At 74.7% G+C, this 22,656-nt stretch carries 18 protein-coding genes and 1 pseudogene; 17 read left to right on the forward strand and 2 right to left on the reverse strand.

Features of this window, described 5'->3' with window-relative positions:
* The 3 genes from ACFTXQ_RS16340 to ACFTXQ_RS16350 are packed head-to-tail and all read left to right on the forward strand — an operon-like array spanning position 1 to position 2,398.
* Positions 1–837: a thioesterase II family protein gene (locus ACFTXQ_RS16340; protein WP_382641179.1), complete on the forward strand. Its 837-nt coding sequence runs from the start codon at positions 1–3 to the stop codon at positions 835–837.
* Positions 834–1,688 (forward strand): metallophosphoesterase family protein, encoded by an 855-nt coding sequence (locus ACFTXQ_RS16345; RefSeq protein WP_382641181.1) that lies wholly within the window; start codon positions 834–836, stop codon positions 1,686–1,688. The genes ACFTXQ_RS16340 and ACFTXQ_RS16345 overlap by 4 nt, the downstream gene beginning before the upstream one ends.
* Positions 1,685–2,398, forward strand: coding sequence for a 4'-phosphopantetheinyl transferase (locus ACFTXQ_RS16350; protein WP_382641184.1), 714 nt, complete (start codon positions 1,685–1,687; stop codon positions 2,396–2,398). Before ACFTXQ_RS16345 ends, ACFTXQ_RS16350 begins: the two co-directional genes overlap by 4 nt.
* Here the strand turns inward: ACFTXQ_RS16350 and ACFTXQ_RS16355 are convergent.
* The gene (locus tag ACFTXQ_RS16355; RefSeq protein WP_382641186.1) at positions 2,335–5,178 is read right to left on the reverse strand and encodes an AAA family ATPase; all 2,844 of its coding nucleotides are present in this window, start codon (positions 5,176–5,178) and stop codon (positions 2,335–2,337) included. The two genes, ACFTXQ_RS16350 and ACFTXQ_RS16355, sit on opposite strands and share 64 nt — an antisense overlap.
* A 234-nt stretch (positions 5,179–5,412) precedes the next feature.
* Between ACFTXQ_RS16355 and ACFTXQ_RS16360 the strand changes: the two genes are divergently transcribed.
* Genes ACFTXQ_RS16360 through ACFTXQ_RS16395 form a run of 8 tightly spaced genes read left to right on the forward strand, consistent with a single transcriptional unit; the run spans position 5,413 to position 14,000 of the window.
* The gene (locus tag ACFTXQ_RS16360; RefSeq protein WP_382641189.1) at positions 5,413–8,025 is read left to right on the forward strand and encodes a DUF6531 domain-containing protein; all 2,613 of its coding nucleotides are present in this window, start codon (positions 5,413–5,415) and stop codon (positions 8,023–8,025) included.
* 37 nt (positions 8,026–8,062) lie between these two features.
* Positions 8,063–8,467 carry a hypothetical protein gene (locus tag ACFTXQ_RS16365; RefSeq protein ID WP_382641192.1) on the forward strand — a complete coding sequence of 135 codons (405 nt, stop codon included), beginning with the start codon at positions 8,063–8,065 and terminating at the stop codon, positions 8,465–8,467.
* Between the two features lie 40 nt (positions 8,468–8,507).
* Positions 8,508–9,548, forward strand: a complete 1,041-nt coding sequence (locus tag ACFTXQ_RS16370) for a 3-oxoacyl-ACP synthase III family protein (protein ID WP_382641194.1) — start codon at positions 8,508–8,510, stop codon at positions 9,546–9,548.
* A gap of 4 nt (positions 9,549–9,552) precedes the next feature.
* A complete protein-coding gene (locus tag ACFTXQ_RS16375; RefSeq protein ID WP_382641197.1) occupies positions 9,553–11,436 on the forward strand; it encodes an HAD-IIIC family phosphatase in 1,884 nt (627 codons plus the stop codon).
* A complete protein-coding gene (locus ACFTXQ_RS16380) occupies positions 11,433–11,660 on the forward strand; it encodes a phosphopantetheine-binding protein (RefSeq protein ID WP_382641200.1) in 228 nt (75 codons plus the stop codon). The genes ACFTXQ_RS16375 and ACFTXQ_RS16380 overlap by 4 nt, the downstream gene beginning before the upstream one ends.
* Complete coding sequence (locus ACFTXQ_RS16385; protein WP_382641202.1) at positions 11,657–12,421, forward strand: 2-oxo acid dehydrogenase subunit E2; 765 nt, start codon at positions 11,657–11,659, stop codon at positions 12,419–12,421. Before ACFTXQ_RS16380 ends, ACFTXQ_RS16385 begins: the two co-directional genes overlap by 4 nt.
* Complete coding sequence (locus ACFTXQ_RS16390; RefSeq protein WP_382641205.1) at positions 12,418–13,503, forward strand: alpha/beta hydrolase; 1,086 nt, start codon at positions 12,418–12,420, stop codon at positions 13,501–13,503. Before ACFTXQ_RS16385 ends, ACFTXQ_RS16390 begins: the two co-directional genes overlap by 4 nt.
* Positions 13,500–14,000 (forward strand): flavin reductase family protein, encoded by a 501-nt coding sequence (locus ACFTXQ_RS16395; protein WP_382641208.1) that lies wholly within the window; start codon positions 13,500–13,502, stop codon positions 13,998–14,000. The genes ACFTXQ_RS16390 and ACFTXQ_RS16395 overlap by 4 nt, the downstream gene beginning before the upstream one ends.
* On the opposite strand, the gene ACFTXQ_RS16400 is transcribed toward ACFTXQ_RS16395, so the two are convergent.
* The gene (locus ACFTXQ_RS16400) at positions 13,990–14,688 is read right to left on the reverse strand and encodes a TetR/AcrR family transcriptional regulator (protein ID WP_382641211.1); all 699 of its coding nucleotides are present in this window, start codon (positions 14,686–14,688) and stop codon (positions 13,990–13,992) included. The genes ACFTXQ_RS16395 and ACFTXQ_RS16400 overlap by 11 nt on opposite strands.
* Before the next feature lie 79 nt (positions 14,689–14,767).
* Between ACFTXQ_RS16400 and ACFTXQ_RS16405 the strand changes: the two genes are divergently transcribed.
* The 6 genes and pseudogenes from ACFTXQ_RS16405 to ACFTXQ_RS16430 form a co-directional block, all read left to right on the forward strand.
* Positions 14,768–16,225, forward strand: coding sequence for a DHA2 family efflux MFS transporter permease subunit (locus ACFTXQ_RS16405; RefSeq protein ID WP_382641214.1), 1,458 nt, complete (start codon positions 14,768–14,770; stop codon positions 16,223–16,225).
* A gap of 96 nt (positions 16,226–16,321) precedes the next feature.
* Positions 16,322–17,371, forward strand: coding sequence for an LLM class flavin-dependent oxidoreductase (locus tag ACFTXQ_RS16410; RefSeq protein ID WP_382641216.1), 1,050 nt, complete (start codon positions 16,322–16,324; stop codon positions 17,369–17,371).
* 56 nt (positions 17,372–17,427) lie between these two features.
* Positions 17,428–19,080: an ABC transporter substrate-binding protein gene (locus tag ACFTXQ_RS16415; protein WP_382641219.1), complete on the forward strand. Its 1,653-nt coding sequence runs from the start codon at positions 17,428–17,430 to the stop codon at positions 19,078–19,080.
* Entirely contained in the window at positions 19,080–20,030 is a 951-nt protein-coding gene (locus ACFTXQ_RS16420) for an ABC transporter permease (RefSeq protein WP_382641222.1), read from the forward strand. The genes ACFTXQ_RS16415 and ACFTXQ_RS16420 overlap by 1 nt, the downstream gene beginning before the upstream one ends.
* On the forward strand, positions 20,027–20,857 hold the full coding sequence (locus ACFTXQ_RS16425) for an ABC transporter permease (protein WP_382641226.1): 831 nt from the start codon (positions 20,027–20,029) through the stop codon (positions 20,855–20,857). The genes ACFTXQ_RS16420 and ACFTXQ_RS16425 overlap by 4 nt, the downstream gene beginning before the upstream one ends.
* Positions 20,854–22,482, forward strand: a pseudogene (locus ACFTXQ_RS16430) (dipeptide ABC transporter ATP-binding protein); the annotation flags it as partial. The gene ACFTXQ_RS16425 and the pseudogene ACFTXQ_RS16430, both read left to right, overlap by 4 nt.
* Between the last annotated feature and the right edge of the window lie 174 nt (positions 22,483–22,656).

Here is a 22,656-nt window from a genome sequence, read left to right on the forward strand (position 1 = left end):
GTGGCGAAGGAGGTGGCGAAGGAGGACCCCGAGAGCTGGCTGCGGCGGTTCCAGCCGTCCCCCGGGGCCACGGCCGAACTCGTCTGCTTCCCGCACGCCGGCGGGTCGGCCGCCTACTGGTTCGCGCTGTCCCGGCTGCTCACACCCGCCGTGGAGGTGCTGGCCGTCCAGTACCCGGGCCGGCAGGAACGCCACCGCGAGGAACCGGCCGACGATCTCCACGCGCTGGCCGACCGGATCACCTCGGCGCTGCAGCCCCGGCAGGGCGGACGCAGCCCGCGGCCCCGGCTGTTCCTGGGGCACAGCATGGGCGCCTCGCTCGCCTACGAGGTGGCCGTGCGCCTCGCGGGCGGCGCCGGCGGCGGCCCGGCCGCGCTGCTGCTCTCCGGACGCCGGGCGCCGTCACGGCCCCGGCCCGGTGCGGACCGGCTGGGCGACGACCGGGCGCTGCTGGCCAAGGTCCGCTCGCTGGGCGGCACCGGCTCCGGACTGCTGGACGACCAGGAGATGCTGGGCCTCGTACTGCCGGTGCTGCGCGCCGACTACCGGGCGCTGGCCTCGTACGAGCCGACCGGGGGCACCCCGCTGTCCTGCCCGGTGGTCGGGCTGGCCGGCGACCGGGACCCGGAGGCCTCGCCGGAGGATGTGGGGGCCTGGGGCGCGCACACCAGCGGGCCGTTCGACCTGCGGGTCTTCCCCGGCGGGCACTTCTTCCTCACCGACCACATGGCGGCCGTGGCCGATCTGGTGTCCGGCCGGGTCGCCGCCCCGGCCTCCGGCGCGTCCTCCCGCCGCGGATCCGGCACCCCGCCGGTCCTGCCGGGCCTGCGCGCATGAGCGGCAGCCTGCTCGCCATCAGCGATCTGCACGTGGCCTACGAGGAGAACGGCGCGGCGCTCGACGCCCTGCGGCCCCGCCACGAGGACGACTGGCTGCTGGTCGCGGGCGACGTCGGGGAGATCCTCTCCGACGTCGAGGCGGCGCTGCGGCTGCTGAGCGAGCGCTTCGCGAAGGTGGTGTGGGTGCCCGGCAACCACGAACTGTGGTCGCACCCCCGGGATCCCGTACCGCTGCGGGGCGTGGCCCGCTACCGGGAACTGGTGGCCCGCTGCCGCGCGTTGGGGGTGGTGACCCCCGAGGACCCCTTCCCGGTGTGGGAGGGACCGCGGGGTCCGGTGACCGTGGCGCCGCTCTTCCTGCTGTACGACTACTCGTTCCGCCGGCCGGGAGTACGCGATGTGCGGGAGGCGCTGGAACTGGCCGCCGCGAACGGGGTGGTGTGCGCCGACGAGGCCCTGATCCACCCCGAGCCGTACGCCGGGGCGGGCGAGTGGTGCCGGGCGCGGCTGGAGCTGACGGAGCGCCGGCTGGCCGCTCTCGGACCGGAGGTGCGCACCGTGCTGGTCAACCACTTCCCGCTGGTGCGCGAACCGACCCGGGTGCTGCGCCATCCCGACTTCGCCCTGTGGTGCGGGACCGAGGCGACCGCCGACTGGCACGTGCGGTTCCGCGCCACGGCCGTGGTCTACGGCCATCTGCACATCCCCCGGACGACCTGGCACGACGGCGTCCGCTTCGAGGAGGTGTCGATGGGCTACCCCCGTGAATGGCGCCGCCGCGGCGAGCGGCCCGCCGGGCCCCGCCTGATCCTGTCCGGCCACCGCGATTCCTCCAGGGAGTGCACGTGATAGGGGAGTTACTGCCGTCGTGGGCGGTGTCGGCCGAGGCGTACGGGGACCCGCCCCAGGCCCGGCTGCACCCGGCCGAGGAGGCGGTGATCGCGCGGGCCGTCCCCTCGCGGCGCCGCGAGTTCACGACCGTACGCCACTGCGCCTCCCTCGCCCTCGGTGAACTGGGGGTGCCCTACGTGCCGTTGGTGCCGGGCGAGCGCGGGGCGCCGAGTTGGCCGGCCGGGGTCGTGGGCAGCATGACGCACTGCCGCGGCTACCGGGCGGCCGTGGTGGCCAGGCGGGGCGACGCCCTGGCGCTGGGCGTGGATGCCGAGCCCGACGAGCCGCTCCCGCGCGGCATGCTGGAGTCGGTCTCGCTGCCCCGGGAGCGGGAGCGGCTCCACGCCCTGCGGGCCCTGCGCGCGGACCTGTGCTGGGACCGGCTGCTGTTCAGCGCCAAGGAGGCCGTGTACAAGGCGTGGTTCCCGCTGACCGGGCGGCTGCTGGACTTCCACGAGGCAGACGTGCTGTTCGACCCGGTGCGGTACGGCTTCCGGGCGACCCTGCTGGTGCCCGGCCCGCTGGTCGGCGGGCGGGAGCTGCGGGCCTTCGAGGGCCGGTGGACGGCGCGGCGCGGCCTGCTGGCGACCGCGGTCGCGCTCGCTCAGCCCGCCAAGGCGACGATCCGGGCCAGCTCGGCGCGCGAGGTCACCCCCAACTTGCTGTAGATCCGGGTGAGGTGGGCCTCGACGGTGCGGTGGCTGACGGTGAGCCGCACCGCGATCTCCTTGCTCTTGCAGCCTTCTCCGGCGAGCGCCGCCACCTCCTTCTCCCGCAGGGTGAGTTCCGCGAGCACGCCCTCGACCCTGGCGTCCGGCTCGGCTCCCGGGCCGCCGGACGCGGACCGGGCGGCGCGGGCCGATTCCCGGGCGAGTTCCCGGCCCAGTTCCCGGGCCCGCGCGCCGGCCGGGCTGTCCGGGCCCAGCAGTTCGAACGCCTCCTCGTAAGCCTGGGCCGCCTCGGCGGTCCGCCGCCGGCTCAGCAGGGCGTGCCCGCGGGCCATGAGGGCGTGGCCACTCTGTTCGGCGATCCCGACGTGCGCCGCGGCGTCCGCCGAGTGGGCCGCCCATGCGGCGATGCCCTCCGGCTCCATGCCCACCTTCTCCAGGCCCACCGTGACGGCGGCCGCCGCCAGCAGCTCGTAGCCGCGGGCGGCCAGGACCGCGACCGGCTCGGAGACGCGCCAGGCCTCCCGGCGCGGCAGCAGCAGGGCGAACGCGGCTTCGCCGTCGCCGGCCGCGAGGTACGCCTCGGCCTGGAGCAGCGCGTTGAGCGGGGTGCGCGGCGAGGCCATCGGGTCCCCCGCGGGCGGCCGGGCCGTGCGCGTCGGCGGCCTCCCGCGGCCCAGCTGCGCCCAGGCGGCGGCCGTGATCGCGTCCGAGAGCCCGACGTGGTCGCTGCGGCCCGCCGCCTTCGCCACCTCCCGGCATTCCTGCGCGGCGGCCAGCGCGTCCGGCATCCGGCCGGACTGGTAGTGGACGTAGCCCAGCGTGTCCAGGAGCGGTGCGAGCAGGTGCGCGTCGCCCCTGGCCCGTACGGCGGCCAGCGCGCGCTCCGCGTGGCCGTGCGCGGGGCCGTACCAGCCCATGAGGGCCTCGGCCCAGCTCAGCAGGAGCAGCAGGGTGCTCTCCTGCTCGTCGGCGGTGCCGCCGTCGTCGAGTTCGTCGATGGTCTGGGCGGCGGACAGCAGGGCCCACTCGGCGGAGCAGGTGTCGCCGGCGACGACGGCGCACAGGCCGCGCAGGGCGAGGGCGCCGGCGGCGACGACGGGGGCGGCGCCGCCCGTGGCCCGGACCAGCGCCTCGACGTCGGCGCGGGCGGGCACCTGGCCGGCGAGGACCTTGGCCACCTGCTGGCGGACCTGGAGCAGGGCCACCGCCTCCGGGTCCAGGCCCGTCTCGGCGGAGAGGGCGGCGGCGATCAGGCCCTGGGCCTCCTCGTCGCGGCCGAGGGCGGCCAGGACGGCGGAGAGGTACGCCACCTCGCCGGGCCGGGCAGCCGCCCCCGCGCCGGGCGCGGCGGCCGGGGTGATCGGTCCGGCCGGGCCGGCGAGGACCTCCCGTACGAGCCGGGAGACCCGTTCGGCGTCGCCGGCCGCGGCGAGGTGCTGGATGACGGCCTGCCACAGCTCGGCGGACACCGGCTCGGCGGTCGGCGGCTGCGCGGCGCGGTCGAGGCGGATCGCCACGGTCAGCCAGTGCGCCGCCGTGGCCGGCCGGCCCAGGTGGAGGGCGGTGCGGGCGGCGGTGACGAGGTCCTGCCGGTCGCCGTCGAGCGTGCCGGCCCCGGCGCGTTCGATGTGCGGGGCCAGTTCGGTGGCGGGGGCGCCCTGCGCGCGCAGGCAGGTCAGGGCCCGCCGGTGGGCGCCGGCGCGCCAGCAGGCGTCCATCTCCTCGTACAGGCCCCGGCGCAGCAGCGGGTGCCGGAAGGCCAGCAGTCCGGGTGAGGCGGCGGTCCGCACCAGGTCGCGGCGGCGCAGCCGGCCCAGGATCGCGCAGCACTCGGCGCGGGTGACGCCGGCGACCTCGGCGACGGCGTCGACGGTGAAGGTGTCGCCGAGCACCGCGGCGGCGTGGACGACGGTCAGGGACACCGCGTCGAGGGGGGCCAGCTCGGCGTGCAGCCGTACGGCGAGGCCGCCCGCGGCCGGGGGCCGGCTGTCGGGGCCCCCGGCGGCCTCCCGCGCGGCGTCGGCGAGGGCCAGCAGGTACAGGGGGATTCCGGCGGCGCGTTCCAGCAGGTCGGCGACGCCGGGCCCGTCGGGGGCGGATCCGCCGGCGGAGCGCATCAGGGCGGCGCCCTGTTCGAAGTCCAGTGCGGGCAGTTCGACGAGGTCGACGAGGCCCTGTTCGGCGCCCTCGTGGAGGGTCGCCCGTACGCCGGCGGGGATCTGCCGCGGGCGGTGCGCCACGACCACGGCCAGGCCGCCGGTCACCGGCCAGTGGATCAGCGTCTGGAGGAGTTCGGCGGTGCCGGGGTCGGCCCAGTGGTAGTCGTCGAGGACGAGCAGCGCTCCGCCGGGGACGGTGTCGAGGCAGGCGGCGATCAGGGTGCGCAGCTCGGCGTAGAACCGGCAGCGGGTGCTGAAGTCCGCGTTCTCCCGGTCCGGTCCCTGCGCGAGGGCCCGGATCAGCGCGGCGGCCTGGGGCAGCGGCGAACCGGCGCCGTCCGTGGCCTGCCAGGTGGTGAGGGCCTGGATGAACGGGTGGTACGCGACGGTCGATTCGGCCTCAGAGCAGCGGCCGCGCAGGACCTTCATGCCGCGGTGCTCGGCCTGTGCGGCGAGGGCGGTCAGCAGGCGGGACTTGCCGGTGCCCGGGTCTCCGGCCAGTTCCGCCGCCGTGGAACGTCCTTGTCCGGCGGCGTCCAGAGTCCGTGCGAGGCGCTTCAGTTCGACCGTGCGGACGGTGGCGGATTTCGGTTCTCCGACAGTCGTGATGGTGGCCACGGCACGTCTCCTTCCGTCCTTTCCGGCGGGGCCGGGATGCGTCGCCCCGTTGACACCCTACGAGACGGCTTCGGCCGCCAAGTGGCCTGTAACAGAAGGTTCATGGGGTTCATTCCGGCCGCACGGCCCCGGCCTTAGGCGAGCTTTAGAGCCGGGAGTGAGCCTGGCGTCCCGCCGGACGGTGCCCTGCCCCGGTGGTTTTCCGGACACGTTCCCCGCCCTGAGGAGTTGCCAGTGCCCACGCTTCGGGACACCCCTGAAGGCCGCGCCGTGCGGCGCGTACCGATCGGGGACAGGACGGAACTGCTCGTCGATCCGGCCTCCGGGGAGCCGGTGCTGCGCCGCCTCGACCTGGTGGTCGCCGGGACCGGACGGCATCTGCGGCTGCTGCGCGAGTACCGGGGCGGCTCGCGCGGCGACGAGGGCTTCGGTCCGGGCTGGTCCCTGTCCGCCGGTGAGGGCAACACGATCGACCGGGGCGGCGAGCCGGTGACCGTCACCGACGGGCAGGGCCGGGTCACCACCCTGCACCGGGACGGCGAGGGCCGCATCACCAAACTCCTCGACCCCTCGGGTGCCCAGGCGGCCGCGTTCGCATACGACGCGGCGGGCCTGCTGGTGCGCGAGTGGGACGCCACCGGCGCCGTCACCGACTTCGGCTGGGACGAGCAGGGCCGGCTGGTGCGGATCACCCCGCCGCACGACGGGCCCGTGGAGCTGGCCTACGGCGAGGGCTCCGCGGTGGTCTCGGTGGGCTGGTCGGGCCCGGACGGGCCGGTGCGCATCGGCTTCGCGTACGAGGAGGGGCGCACCACCGTCACCGGGCCGACGGGCCGGCGCACCACGCACGCCTTCGACGCGGCCGGGCGGCAGGTCGCGGTGACCGACGCGCTGGGCCACACGGCCCGGCAGGAGTGGGACGCCCAGGGGCGGCCCACCCGGTCGACCGACGCCGCGGGCGGCACGCTGCTGCGCGAGTACGACGGGGAGGGCCGGCCGCTGTCGCTGCGGCTGCCGACCTCCGGGGTGTTCTCGGCGGCGTACGCGGATCCGGCGCACCCGGGGCTGCCGAGCTCCCTGCGGGACCCGGCCGGCCACGAGCTGCTGCTGGAGCGCGACGGGGCCGGCCGGGTCGTGCGCACCGGCGTCGCCGGCCGGGAGGAGCCCCTGGACACCCGGGCCTACGATCCCGGGCACGGCCGGATCACGGAGCTCACGGACGGCAACGGGTCTACCACCGCCTTCCGTTACGACGCGACGGGCAATCTCACCCGGGTGGTTCCGCCCGCCCCGCTCGGCACGACCGTGTTCCGCTACGACGCCCTGTCCCGCATCACGTCGGTGACGGCCGGCGACGGCCGCACCACGGGCCACCGGTACGACGACGCGGGCCGGCCCACCGAGGTCACCGACGAGGACACCGGCGGAACGCTGGTCTCGCTGGCCTACGACGGGCTCGGCCGGCCCGTCCGCAAATCGGGACCCGGCTGGTCCTACTCCTTCGCGTGGGCCCGTACCGCCGCCGGCGACCGGCTGACGGCGGCCGTGCGCACCGACGACGCCGGGTCGCAGGAGATCCGGGCCGGCTACGACGCCGAGGGGCTGCTCACCTCGCTGGACACACCCGGCGGACCGGTCCTCTACGGATACGACGCCGCCGGCCGCCCGGCCTCCGTCACCACCCCGGCCGGCAGCACGGCCCTGTTCGCGCACGACGCGGCGGGCCGGCTGACCTCGGTGGACTTCGGCCCGGCCGTCCAGGAGATCGCCTACGACGCCTCGGGCCGCCGGACCGCGCTGACCGTGCGGAACACGGCCGGGGAGGTGCTGCTCTCGGTCGAGTACGGCTACAACACGGGCGGCGGCGCGGACTGCGACGTGCTGCGCCACACCGTCGTCGACGGCGAGTTCACCGGCTACGGGTACGACTCGCTCAAGCGGCTGGTGCGGGCGGGCGAGGTGGAGTACGCGTACGACGCGGCGAACCACCTGGTGCGCCTGGGCGAGGTCCGGTTCACCCTCAACGGGGCGGGCCAGGTCTCCCGGTTCGGCGAGACCACCTTCGCCTACGACGGGGCCGGGAACTTCACCGAGGAGGAGAACCCGACCGGTTCGTTCACCTACAGCCCCACCCGGCAGACCCTGACCGGGGTCTTCGGGGGCGTGCAGGTCGTCGACATCGCCTACGACGGCGTCGGGCACGAGACGCCGCGCCGGATCACCGAGACCACCGTGGACGGGCGCACGGTCACCCACGTCCTGACCCACAGCCACCTGGGCGTGGTGCGGGTCACCGACGACGGTGTGCCCGCCGACTTCGTACGGGCCCCGGACGGCGCCCTGCTGGCGGTGCTGACCGCCGACGGACGGCACCACTGGGCCGTGACGGACCAGCACGGCTCGGTGCTCGCGCTGCTCGACGAGCAGGGCGCCGTCGCCGCCCGCTACGCCTACACCCCGCACGGCGCGGTGACGGCGACGGGACCGGCGGCCGCGCTCAACCCCTTCCGCTTCCGGGGCGCGTACCAGCTGCTGCGCAGCGCGCACGTCCTGGACCACCACCTGTACAACGGGTTCTGGGGGCGCTTCACCCAGCCCGATCCGACCGGCCGCCAGTACGCCCCCTACACCTTCTCGGACAACGACCCGCTGAACAGCGGGACGTGGACGCGCGGCAGTTTCTGGGCGGTGCTGACCCGGGCCGGGCACGAGCCCGTCACCGACGTCTTCTTCCCCTCGCCGGCAGCGGCCGGCAGCGCCGCCGGCCACGACCCCTTCACCGGGCCGGGCACCAGCCCGGACCGGCCGCCGCTGGTCGCCGGCGACCTGCCGTCCCGGACCGTGTGACACCCCTTTCCCCTCTCACAGACAAGGAATCCAGCCCATGGCAGACCAGATCGTGATCCGCGTGCCCAAGGAGGTCGTCGTCAAGGTGGTCGACGACGTGGACGTGGCGGATCCGCAGATCGGCCAGACCGGCACCTTCGACGACGAGCTGTTCGACGAGTCGGGCAAGCTCATCGGGACCTCGCACGGCTCCTTCCGCATCACCTACGAGCGCCCGGGTGACGGCGGCCTGCTGACCTACTACACCGAGGACATCACCCTCGACGACGGCACGATCCACGCCGAGGGCTGGGCCGACTTCAACGACGTGCGGACCAGCGAGTGGGTGTACTACCCCGCCACCGGTACGAGCGGCCGCTACGAGGGGCTGACCGGCTTCCGGAAGTGGCGGATGACCGGCGTCCGGGCGTCCGCCGAGGCCCGGATCCTGCTGTCCGACTGACGTCACGACGCAAGGCAACGCCCATGAGGAGAGAGCACTGATGACCGGTCGGGACGTACACATCCTCTCGGCGGCCTCCGCGCTGCCCGGGCCCGCGGTGGACAACGCCGCGCTGGCCCGGCGGTTCGGCATGGATCCGCTGTGGGAACAGTGGGTCGAGGCCTTCATCGGCACCCGGTCCCGCCACCTGGCGCTGGACCTGGAGTCGGGGGAGATCACGAGTTCGCTGGCGGACCTCGCCGAGGAGGCGGGGCGCCGGGCGCTGGACGCGGCCGGGCTCACGGCGCGGGACGTGGACGCGGTGGTGCTGGGCACGGCGACCCCCGACCGGCTGATGCCGGCGACGGTGAACATCGTCGCGGACCGGCTCGGCATCGACGGGGTGCGCACCTTCCAGCTGCAGTCGGGGTGTTCGGGCGCCGTGCAGGCCCTCGACGTCGCGCGGCAGATCCTGCTGAGCGGCAGCGGCCGCCGGGTGCTGGTGCTCGGCGGCGACGTGATCGCCCGCTTCTACGACGTGACGGCCGACCTGCGCAAGGCGGCCCCCGCCGAGCTGGTCAACTATGTGCTCTTCGGGGACGCGGCCGGGGCGGCGGTGCTCTCCACCGATCCCGGGCCCGGCTCCGGATCGGCGCGGGTGCGGGGGCTGTTCACCCGGCTGGTCGGGCTCGGCCGGGAGCCGGGCGCGGTCCTGGAGTGGTTCGGCCCGGCCGACCGGGACAGCGACCGGCCCGCGGCGAGCGAGGACTACAAGGCCATCGAGGAGCACGTGCCGGCCATGTCCGAGGAGGTGCTGGCCGAGCTGCTCGACGAGGCGGGCTGGAAGCCCGGGGACGTCGATCTGCTGCTGCCCCCGCAGCTGTCGGGCCGGATGACCGGGCTGATCTCCAAGCGGCTGGCGCTGCCGAACGCCGAGGACGTCACCGTGGTGGACGAAGCCGGCAACAGCGGCAACGCGATCGTCTTCCTGCAGCTGGAGCGCGCCCTCGCCGGAGCCCTCGGGCCGGGCCGCAAGGCCGTCGGCATCTCCATCGAGTCCAGCAAGTGGATCAAGGCCGGCTTCGCACTGGAAGGGAACTGAGACCGTGGCGGATTCACTGGCCGCTCTGCACCGCGCGGGACGACTGGCCGAGCAGTACCCGGCCGTCCGGGGGTTGTTGGCCGAAGCGGCCGACGAGGATCTGATCCGCCACGGCCGGCTGCTCGCCCGGCTCGACCCGGAGGAGGTGCTGGCCGCGCACCCGGCCCTGCCGGCGCCGCTCGTCGCGGTCACCGGGCACGGCACCCTCTCGGCGCTGGTACCGGCGCTGACCATCGAGTTCGCCCGGCACGGGCTGCTCGCCCGGGTGCGGCTCTCGGAGTTCGACAGCTGGGTCTTCGACCTGGCCGATCCGGACAGCGCCCTGTACGCGGCGCGGCCCTCCCTCGCGCTGCTGGTGCTGGACCCGGCGGTCGTCACCGACGAACTGCCGGCGCCCTGGCGGGTGGAGGACGTGGAGGCGGCCCTCGACGCGAAGCTCTCGCTGATCGAGCGGGCCGCCGCCGTCTTCGCGACCGCCACCACCGGCGCCACCCTGGTCCTCAACACCCTTCCCCTCCCCCGCGAGCTGACCGCGCAGGTCCTCGACCTGGGGTCCCGGGCCCGGCTCGGCGCGCTGTGGCGGGAGGCGAACGTACGCCTGCTGCGGCTGTCCGAACAGCGGTCCGAGGTGGTCACCGTGGACCTCGATCCGCTGCTCGCCGAGGGCGTGCCCGCACGCGACGTCCGGCAGAGCGTGTACGCCAGGGCGCACCTGTCGGACGCCCTGCTCTCCGGATACGCGCGCGAGGTCGGGCACCTGGCCCGGCAGTCGGCCGGCGGCGGCAAGAAGGTGCTGGCCCTCGACCTGGACAACACGGTGTGGGGCGGGGTGCTGGGCGAGGTCGGGCCGGAGGGCATCGAGACCGAGGGCGGCTACCGGGGGCAGGCCTTCCGGCGGTTCCAGCAGGTGGCCAGGCAGCTGGGCTCGCAGGGCGTGCTGCTCGCGGCGGTCAGCAAGAACGACCAGGATCCCGTGGTCAAGACCCTGGGCGAGCACCCCGGCCTGGTGCTGCGCGAGGAGGACTTCGTACGGATCCGGGCCAACTGGCGGCCCAAGCACGACAACCTGACCGAGCTGGCCCGGGAGCTCAACGTCGGCGTCGACAGCATCGTGTTCGTCGACGACAGCGCCTTCGAATGCGGCCTGGTCCGGCGGGAGCTGCCGGGGGTGGCCGTGGTGCAGGTGGGGGAGGAGCCCGCGCTGCACCCCCAACGGCTGCTGGTCGACGGCTGGTTCGACGTACGCCGGCTCACGGCCGAGGACCTCGCGCGGCCCGCGCGCTACCGGGAGGAACAGGCCCGGCAGGACTTCCTGGACACCTTCGACTCGCTGGAGGGGTACCTGCGCGAGCTGGACGTCTCGGTGACCCTGGCCCCCGCGGAGCCCGGCCAGTACGCCCGCGTCTCCCAGCTGACGCTGCGCACCAACCAGTTCAACCTCACCACGCACCGGCTCCAGCCCGCCCAGGTCCAGGCGCTCGCCGAGGACCCGGCGGGATCGGTGCTCACCATCTCCTCCGCCGACCGGTTCGGGGACAACGGCCTCGTCGGCGCGGTGCTGCTGCACCGCGAGGGCGACACCGTGCACATCGACAACTTCCTGCTCAGCTGCCGGGTCTTCTCGCGGGGCATCGAAACGACGGTGCTGGCGGCCCTCCTGCACCGCGCGCGGGAGGAGGGCGCCCGGCAGGTGCTCGCGGACTACCGGCGGACCGCGAAGAACGGCAAGGTCGCGGACTTCTATCCGCGGTCCGGCTTCGCCACCGTGACCTCCGACGAGGCCTCCGCGGCGTACCGGCACGACCTGGAGCCGCTGCCCCGGCCCGCGGACCACATCCGTCTGACCGCGCGGTTCGAGACCGCGCTCCTGGAAGGGAACGCCTCGTGAAGACCGTGGAGGACTTCGTCCTGCTGCTGCAGGACGAACTCGCCCTGTCCGTGAGCGCCGAGGACCTCGGCGAGAGCCTGGACACCGTCGAGTCCTGGGACTCCGTGCACCTGCTGGCGCTGTGCACGGCCCTCGAACGGGAGACCGGCCGGGCGCTGTCCCTGGCCGACGTCCTGGAGGCGCCGAGCCTGGAGGCACTCTACCGGCTGGCGGTGGCGCCGTGACGGAAACCCCCGGCGGGCCGCTCCCCCGCCAGCGCCGGCACACGCTGTTCTTCCTGGAGGTGATCCGGGAGTTCTCGCCCGTGTTCCTGGACACCGAGGTGGACATGACCGGGGTGCTGGCCCATCGTGCCGCCGCCCTGGAGAGCGAGGGGGTGCGGTACGCGACGACCGCGTACGTGCTGCGGGCGGCGGGCCGGGTACTGGCCGGGCACCCGGACGCCAACGCGGCGGTCCGGGGCGGCCCCGGCCGGCCGCGGATCGCGCACTACCCGTTCGTCAACGGAAAGCTGGCCCTGGACCGGACCCTGGACGGCCGGCGGGTGGTGCTGGGCAGCGTCGTACGGGATCTGCAGGATGCCGAACTGCCCGCCATCCAGGCGCACCTGGACCGGATCCGGGACGGGGACCCGGACCTGCTGGAGGACTTCGACGGCATCCGGAAGCTGCACCGGCTTCCGTGGCCGGAGGGGCGGCGCACCTTCCGCCAGGCCGCCGCGTCGCTGGCGCTGCGGCCGCATCTGACGGGGACCTTCTCGGTGAGCTCGCTCGGGCACCGCGCCGTGGACTCGTTCCATTCGGTGGGCGGCACGACGACCACCTTCGGGGTCGGCCGGATCCTGGACCGGCCGGTCGTGCGGAACGGGGAGCTCGCCGTGGCGCCCGTACTGCGCCTGAGTCTGACGTTCGACCACCGGGCGATCGACGGCGCGGAGGCCGCCGACGTGCTCACCGAGGTGAAGGAGGCGCTGGAGAGCGTATGAACGACATCGCCGAGCTCAAGAACTTCGTGGTGGCCCACACCCGTTCGCAGGGACTGCCGCCCGAGCACTACGACGCGCTGCTGGCCCGGATCGGCCACGACGGGGACGGGACGCCCGGTTCCTGGGTGGCCGAGTGGAGCGCCGAGGCGGCGCGGCTGGCGGACGGGGGCAGGCTGCTCGAAGCGTCCGTGCACTACAACATGGCGCGGTTCCCCTTCGTGGACGGCGCGGCCCGCGCGGCGGCCCTGGAGAGCTGTACGGCCGCGTTCGCGGGCTGGGCGGCGGACTTCCCCGCCATCCGGCGCCTCGACGTGGAACTGCCCGCCGGCCGGATCCGGTGCTGGACCACCGGCCTGGACGCGGAGGTGCCCCGGCCGCTGCTGGTGATGACCGGCGGCATCGTGTCGATCAAGGAGCAGTGGGCGCCGGTGCTGCTCCAGCTCGGGCAGCTGGGGTTCGCCGGCGTGGTCACCGAGATGCCCGGTGTCGGAGAGAACACCCTGCCGTACGACGCCGACAGCCACCGGATGTTCAGCGCGGTCCTGGACGCCGTCGGGGACCGGGCGGACACCTCGCGCACGTTCGCCCTGGCGCTGAGCTTCAGCGGCCATCTGGCCCTGCGGGCCGCCCTGTCCGACGACCGGATCAGGGGTGTGGTCGGTGCCGGCGCGCCGCTGCACGACTTCTTCACCGACACCGAGTGGCAGCGTTCGGTGCCGCGCGTGACCACCGACACGCTGGCCCACCTGGCCCGTACCACGCCCGGCGAGGTCTACGGGGTGATCAAGGGGTGGGCGCTGGCCCCGGAGGAGCTGGCGGCGCTGCGCATCCCGGTCGCCCACGTCACCAGCCAGCGCGACGAGATCATCCCGCCGGGCGACGCGCGGCTGCTGCGCGAGCGGGTGCGCTCGGTGCGGCTGCTGGAGCACGACGACGTGCACGGCTCGCCCCGGTTCTTCGCGCAGACCCGGCTGTGGACCCTGCTGTCGGTGCTGCGGATGCGCGGCGGGTACGGGGACCAGCGGGTGGCTCTGACCCGGGAGTTCGCCCGGCTGCGCTACGGCGCGGGGGCGCGCGCGTGAGCGCGGCGGCGGCCGCCCCGGTCGGTTCCCGGTGTCTGCGCAGCGTGCTGGGGCGGTTCGCGACCGGGGTGGTGGCGGTCGCGGCGGCGGATCCGCGGACGGGCGAGCGCGCGGGGCTGGCCGCGAACTCCTTCTGTTCCGTTTCCCTGAATCCCGCGCTGGTCTCCTTCTGCATCGCGCACACGAGCTCCAGCTGGCCCCGGATCCGGGCGGGCGGCCTGCTGGGGATCACGATCCTGGGGGCGGACCAGCGCGAGGCGGCGTCCCGGCTGGCCACGCGCGGCGTGGACAGGTTCCGGGGGCTGCCGTGGACGCGGTCGCCCGGCGGGGCGCCGGTGCTGGACGGCGGGCTGGCATGGCTGGAGTGCGCGATCGAGGCGGAGCATCCCGCGGGCGACCACGTGATCGTGGTGGCCCGGGTGCTCCGCCTCGACGCGTCGCGGGAGGGCGAGCCGCTGCTGTTCTACCGCGGGGAGTTCGAGCGGATCAGCCGCTGACCCCGGTGCCGGGCGCGGTGCCGGCCTCCGGGCCGGGGGCGGCGGCGAAGGCGCGCAGGAAGGTGTCCACGCCCGCGCTGACGATGTGCCGGACCTGCTCGGGATCCAGCGGCCGGGTGCCCAGCGCGCTCATGCCGGGCAGTTCCTCGTAGACGAGCGCGATGAACTGGTTGGCGGCCCGCTCGGGGTCCTCGATCCGCAGGTGGCCGGCGTTGGCGAGGCGGGCGAGGCGGCCGGCGAGGGCATCGGTGAACTGGTTGGGGCCGCTGGCGCGGACCTCGTCGAAGAGGTCGGGGAAGCGGACCGCTTCCGCGTACAGCAGGCGGCGCACCGACTCCGACTGCTCGTCGCAGTAGCAGTCGACCAGTTTGTGGGCCACGTCCTCCAGGCCGGGCCGCAGCCCGTCCGGGTCGGTGGGGAAGTCCTCCAGCACATCGAGGGTCTTGGCGTTGGAGCGCGCCGCCGTCTCGGTCATCACGTGCCGGAAGAGGTTCTCCTTCGACCCCAGGTGGTTGTAGATCGTGGGCTTCGCGACCCCCGCCTCGGTGGCGATGAGGTCGAGGCTCGCCTGGCTGTAGCCGACGCGCGCGAAGACCCGGAGGGCCGCATCCACGATGGCCCGCCGCTTGTCCATCCGGCCCCGGTCCGCCGGGGCCGCTTTCGTTTTCGGGGTCTCGCCAACGCTCATGCAGCCATGCTACCGTCCCAACCATAAAAATTAACTACCCAGTTCAAATTGATGGGCTCAAGAGTTCAAAGGAGTTGCCGTGTCTGTAGCAAAGACGGCGGAGAGCAGCCCAGCCCGGCTCGATTCCGGGCTGCTCACGCTGCTCGGCGTGATGGTGCTCGGCGGGATGATGTCCTACCTGGACGCGACGATCGTCAACGTCGGGATCAGCACCCTGGGCGGCGAGTTCAAGGCCTCGCTCGCCACCATCGAGTGGGTCACCACGGGCTACCTGCTCGCGGTCGCCCTGGCCATCCCGCTGGCCGGCTGGGCGCTCGTCCGGTTCGGCGCGAAGCGCATGTGGCTGCTGGGCCTGACGGTCTTCCTGATCGGCTCCACGCTGTGCGCCTTCGCCTGGAACGCCGAGTCGCTGATCGCCTTCCGCGTGCTCCAGGGCCTGGGCGGCGGCATGATCGACCCGATCATGATGACGGTGGTCGCGGGCGCCGCCGGCCCCGAGCGGATCGGCCGGGTCATGGGCCTGATCTCCGTACCGATCACCCTCGGCCCGGTGGTCGGCCCGATCGTCGGCGGCCTGCTGCTGGACAACCTCGACTGGAAGTGGCTGTTCCTCGTGAACATCCCCTTCGCGCTCGCCGCGATCGTCCTCGCCGTCAAGGTGCTGCCGGCCGATCCGCCGGCCGGCGGTGACCCGGTCCCCCTCGACGTCCTCGGCGTGTTCCTGCTCTCCCCCGGCTTCGCCGCACTCGTGTACGCGCTCTCGCAGGCCGGCGCGCACGGCTTCGGCAGCACCCGGGTCGTCATCGGACTCGCCGTGGGCATCGCGCTGTTCGCCGGATACGCCGTGCACGCGCTGCGGACCGACAAGACCCCGCTGCTCGACCTGAGGCTGTTCGCCGGCAAGGGCTTCACGGCCAGCGTCACCACCATGTTCCTGCTCGGCGGCGGCCTGTTCTCACTGCTGTTCCTGCTCCCGCTGTACTACCAGCAGGTGCACGGGCACAGCGTCCTCCAGTCGGGTCTGCTGCTCGCGCCGCTCGGCCTCGGCACCCTCATCGGCATGCCGCTGGCCGGCAACCTCGCCGACCGGTTCGGGGCGCGCGTCCTGGTCCCGGCCGGCGCCCTGCTGATCGGCGCGGGCGCGCTGGTCTTCACCCAGTCCGGGCCCGACACCTCCCAGGTGGTGCTGACGGTCGCCCAGTTCGCCGCCGGCTTCGGGATGGGCCTGGTCGGCGCGCCGACCATGGGCTCGGTGTACCGGACCGTGCCGGGCGAGGCCGTCGCCGGAGCCACCGGCGCGGTGTTCATCCTGAACCAGATCGGCGCCTCGCTCGGCATCGCCGTGGTGGCGCTCATCCTCCAGGGTGGCGGCGAGCACGCCACGCCGACGGCCGGGAGCTTCGCCAACGCCTTCTGGTGGGCCGTGGCCGCCGCCGTGGTGGTCTTCCTCGCCGGCCTGCTCCTGCCGGGCCGCCCGCAGCCCGCGCCCGAGCCCGCCGCGGAGACCGCCGCCGAGCCGGTGCCCGACCACGCCTGAGACCGCCCGCCCCGCCCGCTCCGGCCGGGTGCCGCGGACCCCCGCCGCGGCCCCCGGCCGGTCACCCCGTACGCCCTTTCCCGCAAGGAGTCCCCGATGACCAGCCCCGGCCGCGTCCCGCTCTCCGTCCTCGACGTGGTGCCCGTCTTCGAGGGCGGCTCCGCCACCGGCGCCCTGCGCGACACGGTGGCCCTCGCCCCGCGCGTCGAAGCCCTCGGCTACCACCGCTACTGGGTCGCCGAGCACCACAACACCCCGAGCCTGGCCACCTCCGCGCCCGGCATCCTGATCGGCCGGCTGGCCGCCGCCACGACCACCCTGCGCGTCGGCTCCGGCGGGGTGCTGCTGCCCAACCACGCGCCCCTGGTGGTGGCCGAGCAGTTCGGCACCCTGGAGGCCCTGCACCCCGGCCGCATCGACCTGGGCCTCGGCCGCGCACCCGGCACCGACCCGGTCACCGCACGCGCCCTGCGCCGGGCCCCGGAGCGCGGCGACGGCGACTTCGGCCACCAGATCGCCGAGCTCAGCGGCTACTTCGCCCCCGGCGACCCCACCTCCGGCATCGTCGCCGTACCCGCCGCCGACGGCCGGCCGGACCTGTGGATGCTCGGCTCCAGCCCCGCGAGCGCACAGGCCGCCGGGGAACTCGGACTGCCCTACGCCTTCGCGCACCAGATCAACCCGCACGCCTCGGCCTTCGCCCTGGAGCGCTACCGCGAGTCATTCCGGCCCTCCGCCCAGCTGGACCGGCCGCGCACGCTCGTCTCCGTGCTGGTCACGGTCGCCGACACCGACGAGGCCGCGCGCGCGGTGGCCGGCCCCTACCTGCTGGGCAAGATACGGATGCGCACGGCCCGCCGCTTCGACGCCTTCCCCTCCGCCGCCACCGCGGCCGCGTACACCTACAGCCGGGCCGAACGGCAGTTCCTGGACGACCTCGTACAGCCCCAGCTGATCGGCGCCCCCGACACGGTCCGCGAGGCCCTGACCGCGCTGCTGGCGCGCACGGGGGCCGACGAGGTCATGGCGCTCACGGTGGTGCCGGGTCAGCAGGACCGGCTGCGCTCCTTCGAGCTGTTCGCCGGGGCCGCGGCCGGCGCGGGAGTCCTGGCGGGTGACGCGGCCGACGGTTCAGTCCGGCTTTAGCCCCCGTCGCGACAGTGGGCCCGGTCCCGCACCCGTCAACCGTCCCGGAGTCCGCCATGCACTCGCGCCGCCCGGCTCGCAGAGCCGCCGTCCTGTCCGCACTCGCCCTCACCACCGCCACCGCCCTCACCGCCTGCTCGGACGCCACCCCCGCGACGCAGGCGGCCGGGGCCGGCGCCAAGCCGGTCAACGGCGGCAAGCTCGTCTACGCCACGGACCAGGAGCCGGACTGCTGGGACCCGCACACCAGCGCCCAGGACGTCACCGCCTTCGTACAGCGGCCGGTCTTCGACTCCCTCGTCTACCAGACCCCGGACGGCGAACTGAAGCCCTGGCTCGCGAAGTCCTGGCGGACCGGCGAGGACGGCAGGACGTACACGTTCACACTCCGCGACGACGTCACCTTCCACGACGGGACGAAGCTGGACGCGGAGGCGGTGAAGGCGAACCTCGACCACATCACCGCCAAGGAGACCAAGTCCCAGTACGCGGCCGGCCTGCTCGGCCCGTACGAGGGCACGACGGTCAAGAGCCCGACCGAGGTGGAGGTGCGCTTCAGCCGGCCCTACGCCCCCTTCCTCCAGGCCGCCAGCACCACCTACCTGGGCATCGCCGCCCCCGCCTCGCTGAAGAACGGCGCGGACAAGCTCTGCTCCGGCAACGACGCGGTGGGCAGCGGCCCCTTCAAGGCCGGCCAGTACACCCGCGGCCAGCAGCGGGCCTACAGCAAGAACCCCGGCTACGCCTGGGCGCCCGAGGGTGCCGGGCACACCGGCCCGCCCCGGCTCGACTCCTTCACCCTCCGGTTCATCGGCGAGGACGCCACCCGCGTCGGCGCCCTGACCGCCGGCCAGGTCGACGCCGCCGGGGCCGTACCGGCCCAGCAGGTGGCGGTCGTCAAGCGCGACACCAAACTGTCGCTCGTCACCAAGGGCGTGCCGGGGGCGGTCGACGCGTTCTACCTGAACACCCAGAGCCCGCTCTTCTCGGACATCCGGGTCCGCAAGGCCTTCCAGCAGGCCCTCGACGTCGACGCCGTCGTCGCCTCGGTCTTCCAGGGCACCGGCACCCGGGCCTGGAGCGTCCTCTCCCCCACCACCCCGTACAGCTACGACAAGTCCCTCGAGAAGAGCCGGCCGCACGACTCCGCGGCGGCGGCGAAGCTGCTCGACGAGGCGGGCTGGACCGGGCGGGACGGCGAGGGCTACCGCACCAAGGACGGCAAGACCCTCACGGTCGTCGCACCCGTCTACGGCAAGCCGAGCCTCTTCGCGCAGGCCGTGCAGGGCGACTTGAAGAAGTCGGGCATCAAGCTGGACCTGGCCGCATCCACCGACGCCGCCGAGGTGTCCGGCCGCCTGGACTCGGGCCGTTACGACGTCGTCGAGACGGGCTGGGCGCGGGCCGACGGGGACATCCTCAGCCACTTCTTCCTGTCCACCGAGACCGCCGAGGGCGGCGGCCACAACTTCGCGCGCGTCGCGGACCCGCAGGTCGACGCCTGGCTCAAGGAGGCCCAGGCCGCCACCGACCCGGCCAAGCGCGCCGAGGCCTACGCGAAGGTGCAGCGCTGGACCCTGGACCAGGCGGTCGTCGTGCCCGGCTACGTCAAGCAGTCCACGGTGGGGGTCAACGGGCGGGTGCACGACCTGCGCCTGTCGATCTCGGCGTGGCCCGAGTTCTACGGCGCCTGGGTCGAGGCCCGCTGATGCCGGCGGCCGTCCGCTACCTCGCCGCCCGGCTGGGCGCCGCGGCCCTGGTCGTGTGGGGCGCGGCGACCTGCGCCTTCGTGGTGCTCCACCTGGTGCCGGGCGACCCGGTGGACGCGGTGGTCGGCACCCACGCCCTGGTCGACGCGGAGCAGCGGGCGGCGATCCGGCAGCACTACGGGCTGGACGAGCCGCTGCCCGTGCAGTACGCGGCGTACCTGGGCCGGCTCGCCCGGGGTGACTTCGGCGACTCGTACCAGTTGCAGCAGCCGGTGTCCCGGGTGCTGTCCGAGCAGCTCGGCCCGACGGTCGAACTGGCCCTGTACGCCACGCTGGTGGCACTGCTGCTGGCGGTCGCCGCGGCGGTGCTGACCTCCGGCCGGGCCCGCTGGCCCCGCCGGCTGTCGGCGCTGCTGGAGCTCGCGGTCGTGTCCACCCCGTCGTTCTGGTTCGGGATCATGCTGCTGACGGTGTTCTCCTTCCGGCTGGGCTGGTTCCCGGTCTCCGACAGCGGGGACGCGCGGTCCCTCGTACTGCCGGTGGTCACGCTGGCCCTGCCGATCGCCGCGGTGCTGGCGCAGGTGATGCGCGAGGGCATGCTGGACGCGCTGCGGCAGCCGTTCGCCCTCACCGCGCGGGCCCGCGGGCTGCGGGAGCACACCGTACGGTCGCGCCACGCGCTGCGGCACGCGGCGCTGCCGGCCCTGACCCTGGCGGGCTGGTTCACCGGCACGCTGCTGGGCGGGGCCGTGGTCGTGGAGAACGTGTTCGCCCGCTCCGGGATCGGCCGGGTCGCGCTCCAGGCGGTCGGCGGGCGGGACCTGCCGGTCGTACAGGGGGTGGTGACGCTGTCCGCGGTCGCCTTCGTGCTGGTCGGCGCCGTGGTGGAGGTGCTGTACGTGGTGGTGGATCCCCGGCTGCGCAAGGGAACCGGGGTGGCGGCCGCATGAGCGCGCTCCTCGGGAGGTTCCCGGTCCGCCCGGCGGTGCTGGTGGCGGGAGCCGTGCTGCTCCTGCTGCTGACCGCGGCGCTGGCGCCCGGGCTGTTCACGGGTGTCGGGGCCACCGACACCGATCCGCTGAACGCGCTGCGGCCGCCGGACGGTGCGCACTGGTTCGGCACCGACCAACTGGGCCGGGACGTCTTCGCGCGCGTGGTGCACGGCACCCGCTACTCCCTGGCGATCGGCGCGGCCGCGACCGGCGCGGGTGTCGCCGTCGCCGTGGTGTGGGGGCTGGCCGCGGCGCTGTCCGGCAGGTTCGGGGACGCGCTGCTGATGCGCGGGGCGGACGTGCTGCTGGCCCTGCCGGGGCTGCTGCTGGCGCTGCTGGTGGTGCTGGTCGCCGGCAAGGGGGTGGCGGGCACGACGATCGCGGTGGCCGTCGGGACGGCGCCGGGGTTCGCCCGGGTGGTGCGGGCGCAGGCGCTGGTCGTACGGCGTTCCGGGTACGTGGAGTCCGCGGTCGCCCTCGGTGTCCCGCGCCCGCTGATCGTCGTACGGCACGTGCTGCCCAACACGCTCGGGCCGCTGGTGGTGCTGGCCACGGTGACGCTCGGGGCGTCCATCTCCACCGGGGCGGCGCTGAGTTACCTGGGGCTCGGCGCGCAGCCGCCGACCCCGGAGTGGGGGGCGATGCTCACCGAGGGCCAGGGCTTCCTGGACCAGGCGTGGTGGATCGCGCTGTTCCCCGGACTGCTGCTGCTCGGCACGGTCCTCGCGGTCACGGTGGTGGGCCGCCACGCACAGACACGAGCCGAAGGACGGGCTTCCTCATGACCGACACCGGCGTCGCGGACGGCGGTCCGCTGATCGAAGTGGCCGACCTGGACGTCCGGTTCGGGACCGGTCCGGACCGGGTGCACGCCGTGCGCGGTGCCTCGCTGGCGCTGGCCGCGGGCCGCTGCCTGGCCCTGGTCGGCGAGTCGGGGTCCGGGAAGAGCGCGCTCGCGCGCAGCATGCTCGGGCTGGCCGGGCCCACCGCCACCGTCACCGCGGCGCACCTGCGGCTGTTCGGGCGCGACGCCCGCGGCTTCGGCGACCGCGAGTGGCGCACCGTACGGGGGCGGCGGATCGCCCTGGTGGCGCAGGACGCGCTGGTGGCGCTCGACCCGCTGCGGCCGGTCGGCAAGGAGATCGCCGAACCGCTGCTGACCCACCGCCTCGTGCCGAGGTCGCGGGCCGCCGGGCGGGTGGTGGAGCTGCTCGGGCGGGTCGGGGTGCCCGAACCGGCCGAGCGGGCGGCGAGTTACGTGCACCAGCTGTCCGGGGGGCTGCGCCAGCGGGCGCTGATCGCCTCGGCCCTCGCGGCGGAGCCCGGGGTGCTGATCGCGGACGAGCCGACCACCGCGCTGGACGCCTCCGTGCAGGCCCGGATCCTGGCCCTGCTCGCCGAGTTGAAGGCGGGCGGCACCGGGCTGCTGCTGATCAGCCACGACCTGGCGGTGGTCGAGGCGCTCGCCGACCGGGTGGCGGTGATGAAGGACGGCCGGATCGTGGAGTCGGGCCCCGCGGCGGAGGTGCTGGAGCAGCCGCGGCACGCGTACACGCGGGAGTTGCTGGCGGCCGTGCCGGGGAGCCGGAAGCGTGCCGTGCCGCCGCCGGCCCGGGTGTCCGGAGGGGAGCCGCTGCTGGTGGCGCGCGGGCTGGTCAAGGAGTTCAAGGGCCCGCGCGGCAGCCGGCGTACGGCCGTGGCCGACGTCTCGTTCACCCTGCGGCCGGGGGAGTCGCTGGGCCTGGTCGGCGAGTCCGGGTCGGGGAAGTCGACGCTGGCCCGGATCGTGCTGGGGCTGGCGGCGCCCGACGCCGGTGAGGTCCATCTCGCGGGCCGGCCGTGGAGCGCGGCCCGGGAACGGGAGCGGCGGGGCCGCCGGGGCACCGTGCAGCTGGTGCCGCAGGATCCGCTCAGTGCGTTCGACCCCCGGTGGAGCGTGGAGCGGATCGTCGGCGAGGCGCTGGCCGCGTCCGGGGTGCCCCGTGGGGAGCGGCGGGAGCGGACGCTGGAGCTGCTGGAGCGGGTCGGGCTGGCCGGGGAGCACCTGGCGCGCCGGCCGCTCGCCCTGTCGGGCGGGCAGCGGCAGCGGGTCGCCATCGCGCGGGCCCTGGCGCCGGGGCCGCGCCTGCTGGTGTGCGACGAGCCGGTGTCGGCGCTGGACGTGTCCGTACAGGCCCAGGTCCTGGACCTGCTGCGCGAGCTCCAGGCCTCGCTGGGCCTGGCGACGCTGTTCATCTCGCACGACCTGGCCGTGGTCCGGGAGGTGTGCGCGCGGGTGATGGTGATGAAGGACGGGCGGATCGTGGAGTCGGGCCCGGTGGAGGAGGTGTTCGCGACGCCGTCCCATCCGTACACCCGCACCCTGCTGGAGGCGGTCCCGAAACGCGCGCGGACCGCCCGGCCCGACACTGCCGCGGGCGAACGCGCGGTCACGGCGGCGGACCAGGCCGGGGGCGGGCCGGCCGGCCGAGCCGCGGGCCGGGCGGCCGACCAGACCGCCGACCAGACGGCCGGCCAAGCCGCGGGCCAGGCGGCCGACCAGAGCGCAGGCCAGACGGCCGGCCGAGCCGCGGGCCAGGCGGCC

Source organism: Streptomyces sp. NPDC057010, from assembly GCF_042673805.1.
Classification (GTDB): Bacteria; Actinomycetota; Actinomycetes; order Streptomycetales; family Streptomycetaceae; genus Streptomyces.

Bases quoted from the DNA above. Each gene is read 5' to 3' on its own strand.
- ACFTXQ_RS16345 (WP_382641181.1), top strand. From the start codon at position 834: ATGAGCGGCAGCCTGCTCGCCATCAGCGATCTGCACGTGGCCTACGAG.
- ACFTXQ_RS16365 (WP_382641192.1), top strand. From the start codon at position 8,063: ATGGCAGACCAGATCGTGATCCGCGTGCCCAAGGAGGTCGTCGTCAAG.
- ACFTXQ_RS16370 (WP_382641194.1), top strand. From the start codon at position 8,508: ATGACCGGTCGGGACGTACACATCCTCTCGGCGGCCTCCGCGCTGCCC.
- ACFTXQ_RS16390 (WP_382641205.1), top strand. From the start codon at position 12,418: ATGAACGACATCGCCGAGCTCAAGAACTTCGTGGTGGCCCACACCCGT.
- ACFTXQ_RS16400 (WP_382641211.1), bottom strand. From the start codon at position 14,688: ATGAGCGTTGGCGAGACCCCGAAAACGAAAGCGGCCCCGGCGGACCGG.
- ACFTXQ_RS16410 (WP_382641216.1), top strand. From the start codon at position 16,322: ATGACCAGCCCCGGCCGCGTCCCGCTCTCCGTCCTCGACGTGGTGCCC.
- ACFTXQ_RS16415 (WP_382641219.1), top strand. From the start codon at position 17,428: ATGCACTCGCGCCGCCCGGCTCGCAGAGCCGCCGTCCTGTCCGCACTC.
- ACFTXQ_RS16420 (WP_382641222.1), top strand. From the start codon at position 19,080: ATGCCGGCGGCCGTCCGCTACCTCGCCGCCCGGCTGGGCGCCGCGGCC.
- ACFTXQ_RS16425 (WP_382641226.1), top strand. From the start codon at position 20,027: ATGAGCGCGCTCCTCGGGAGGTTCCCGGTCCGCCCGGCGGTGCTGGTG.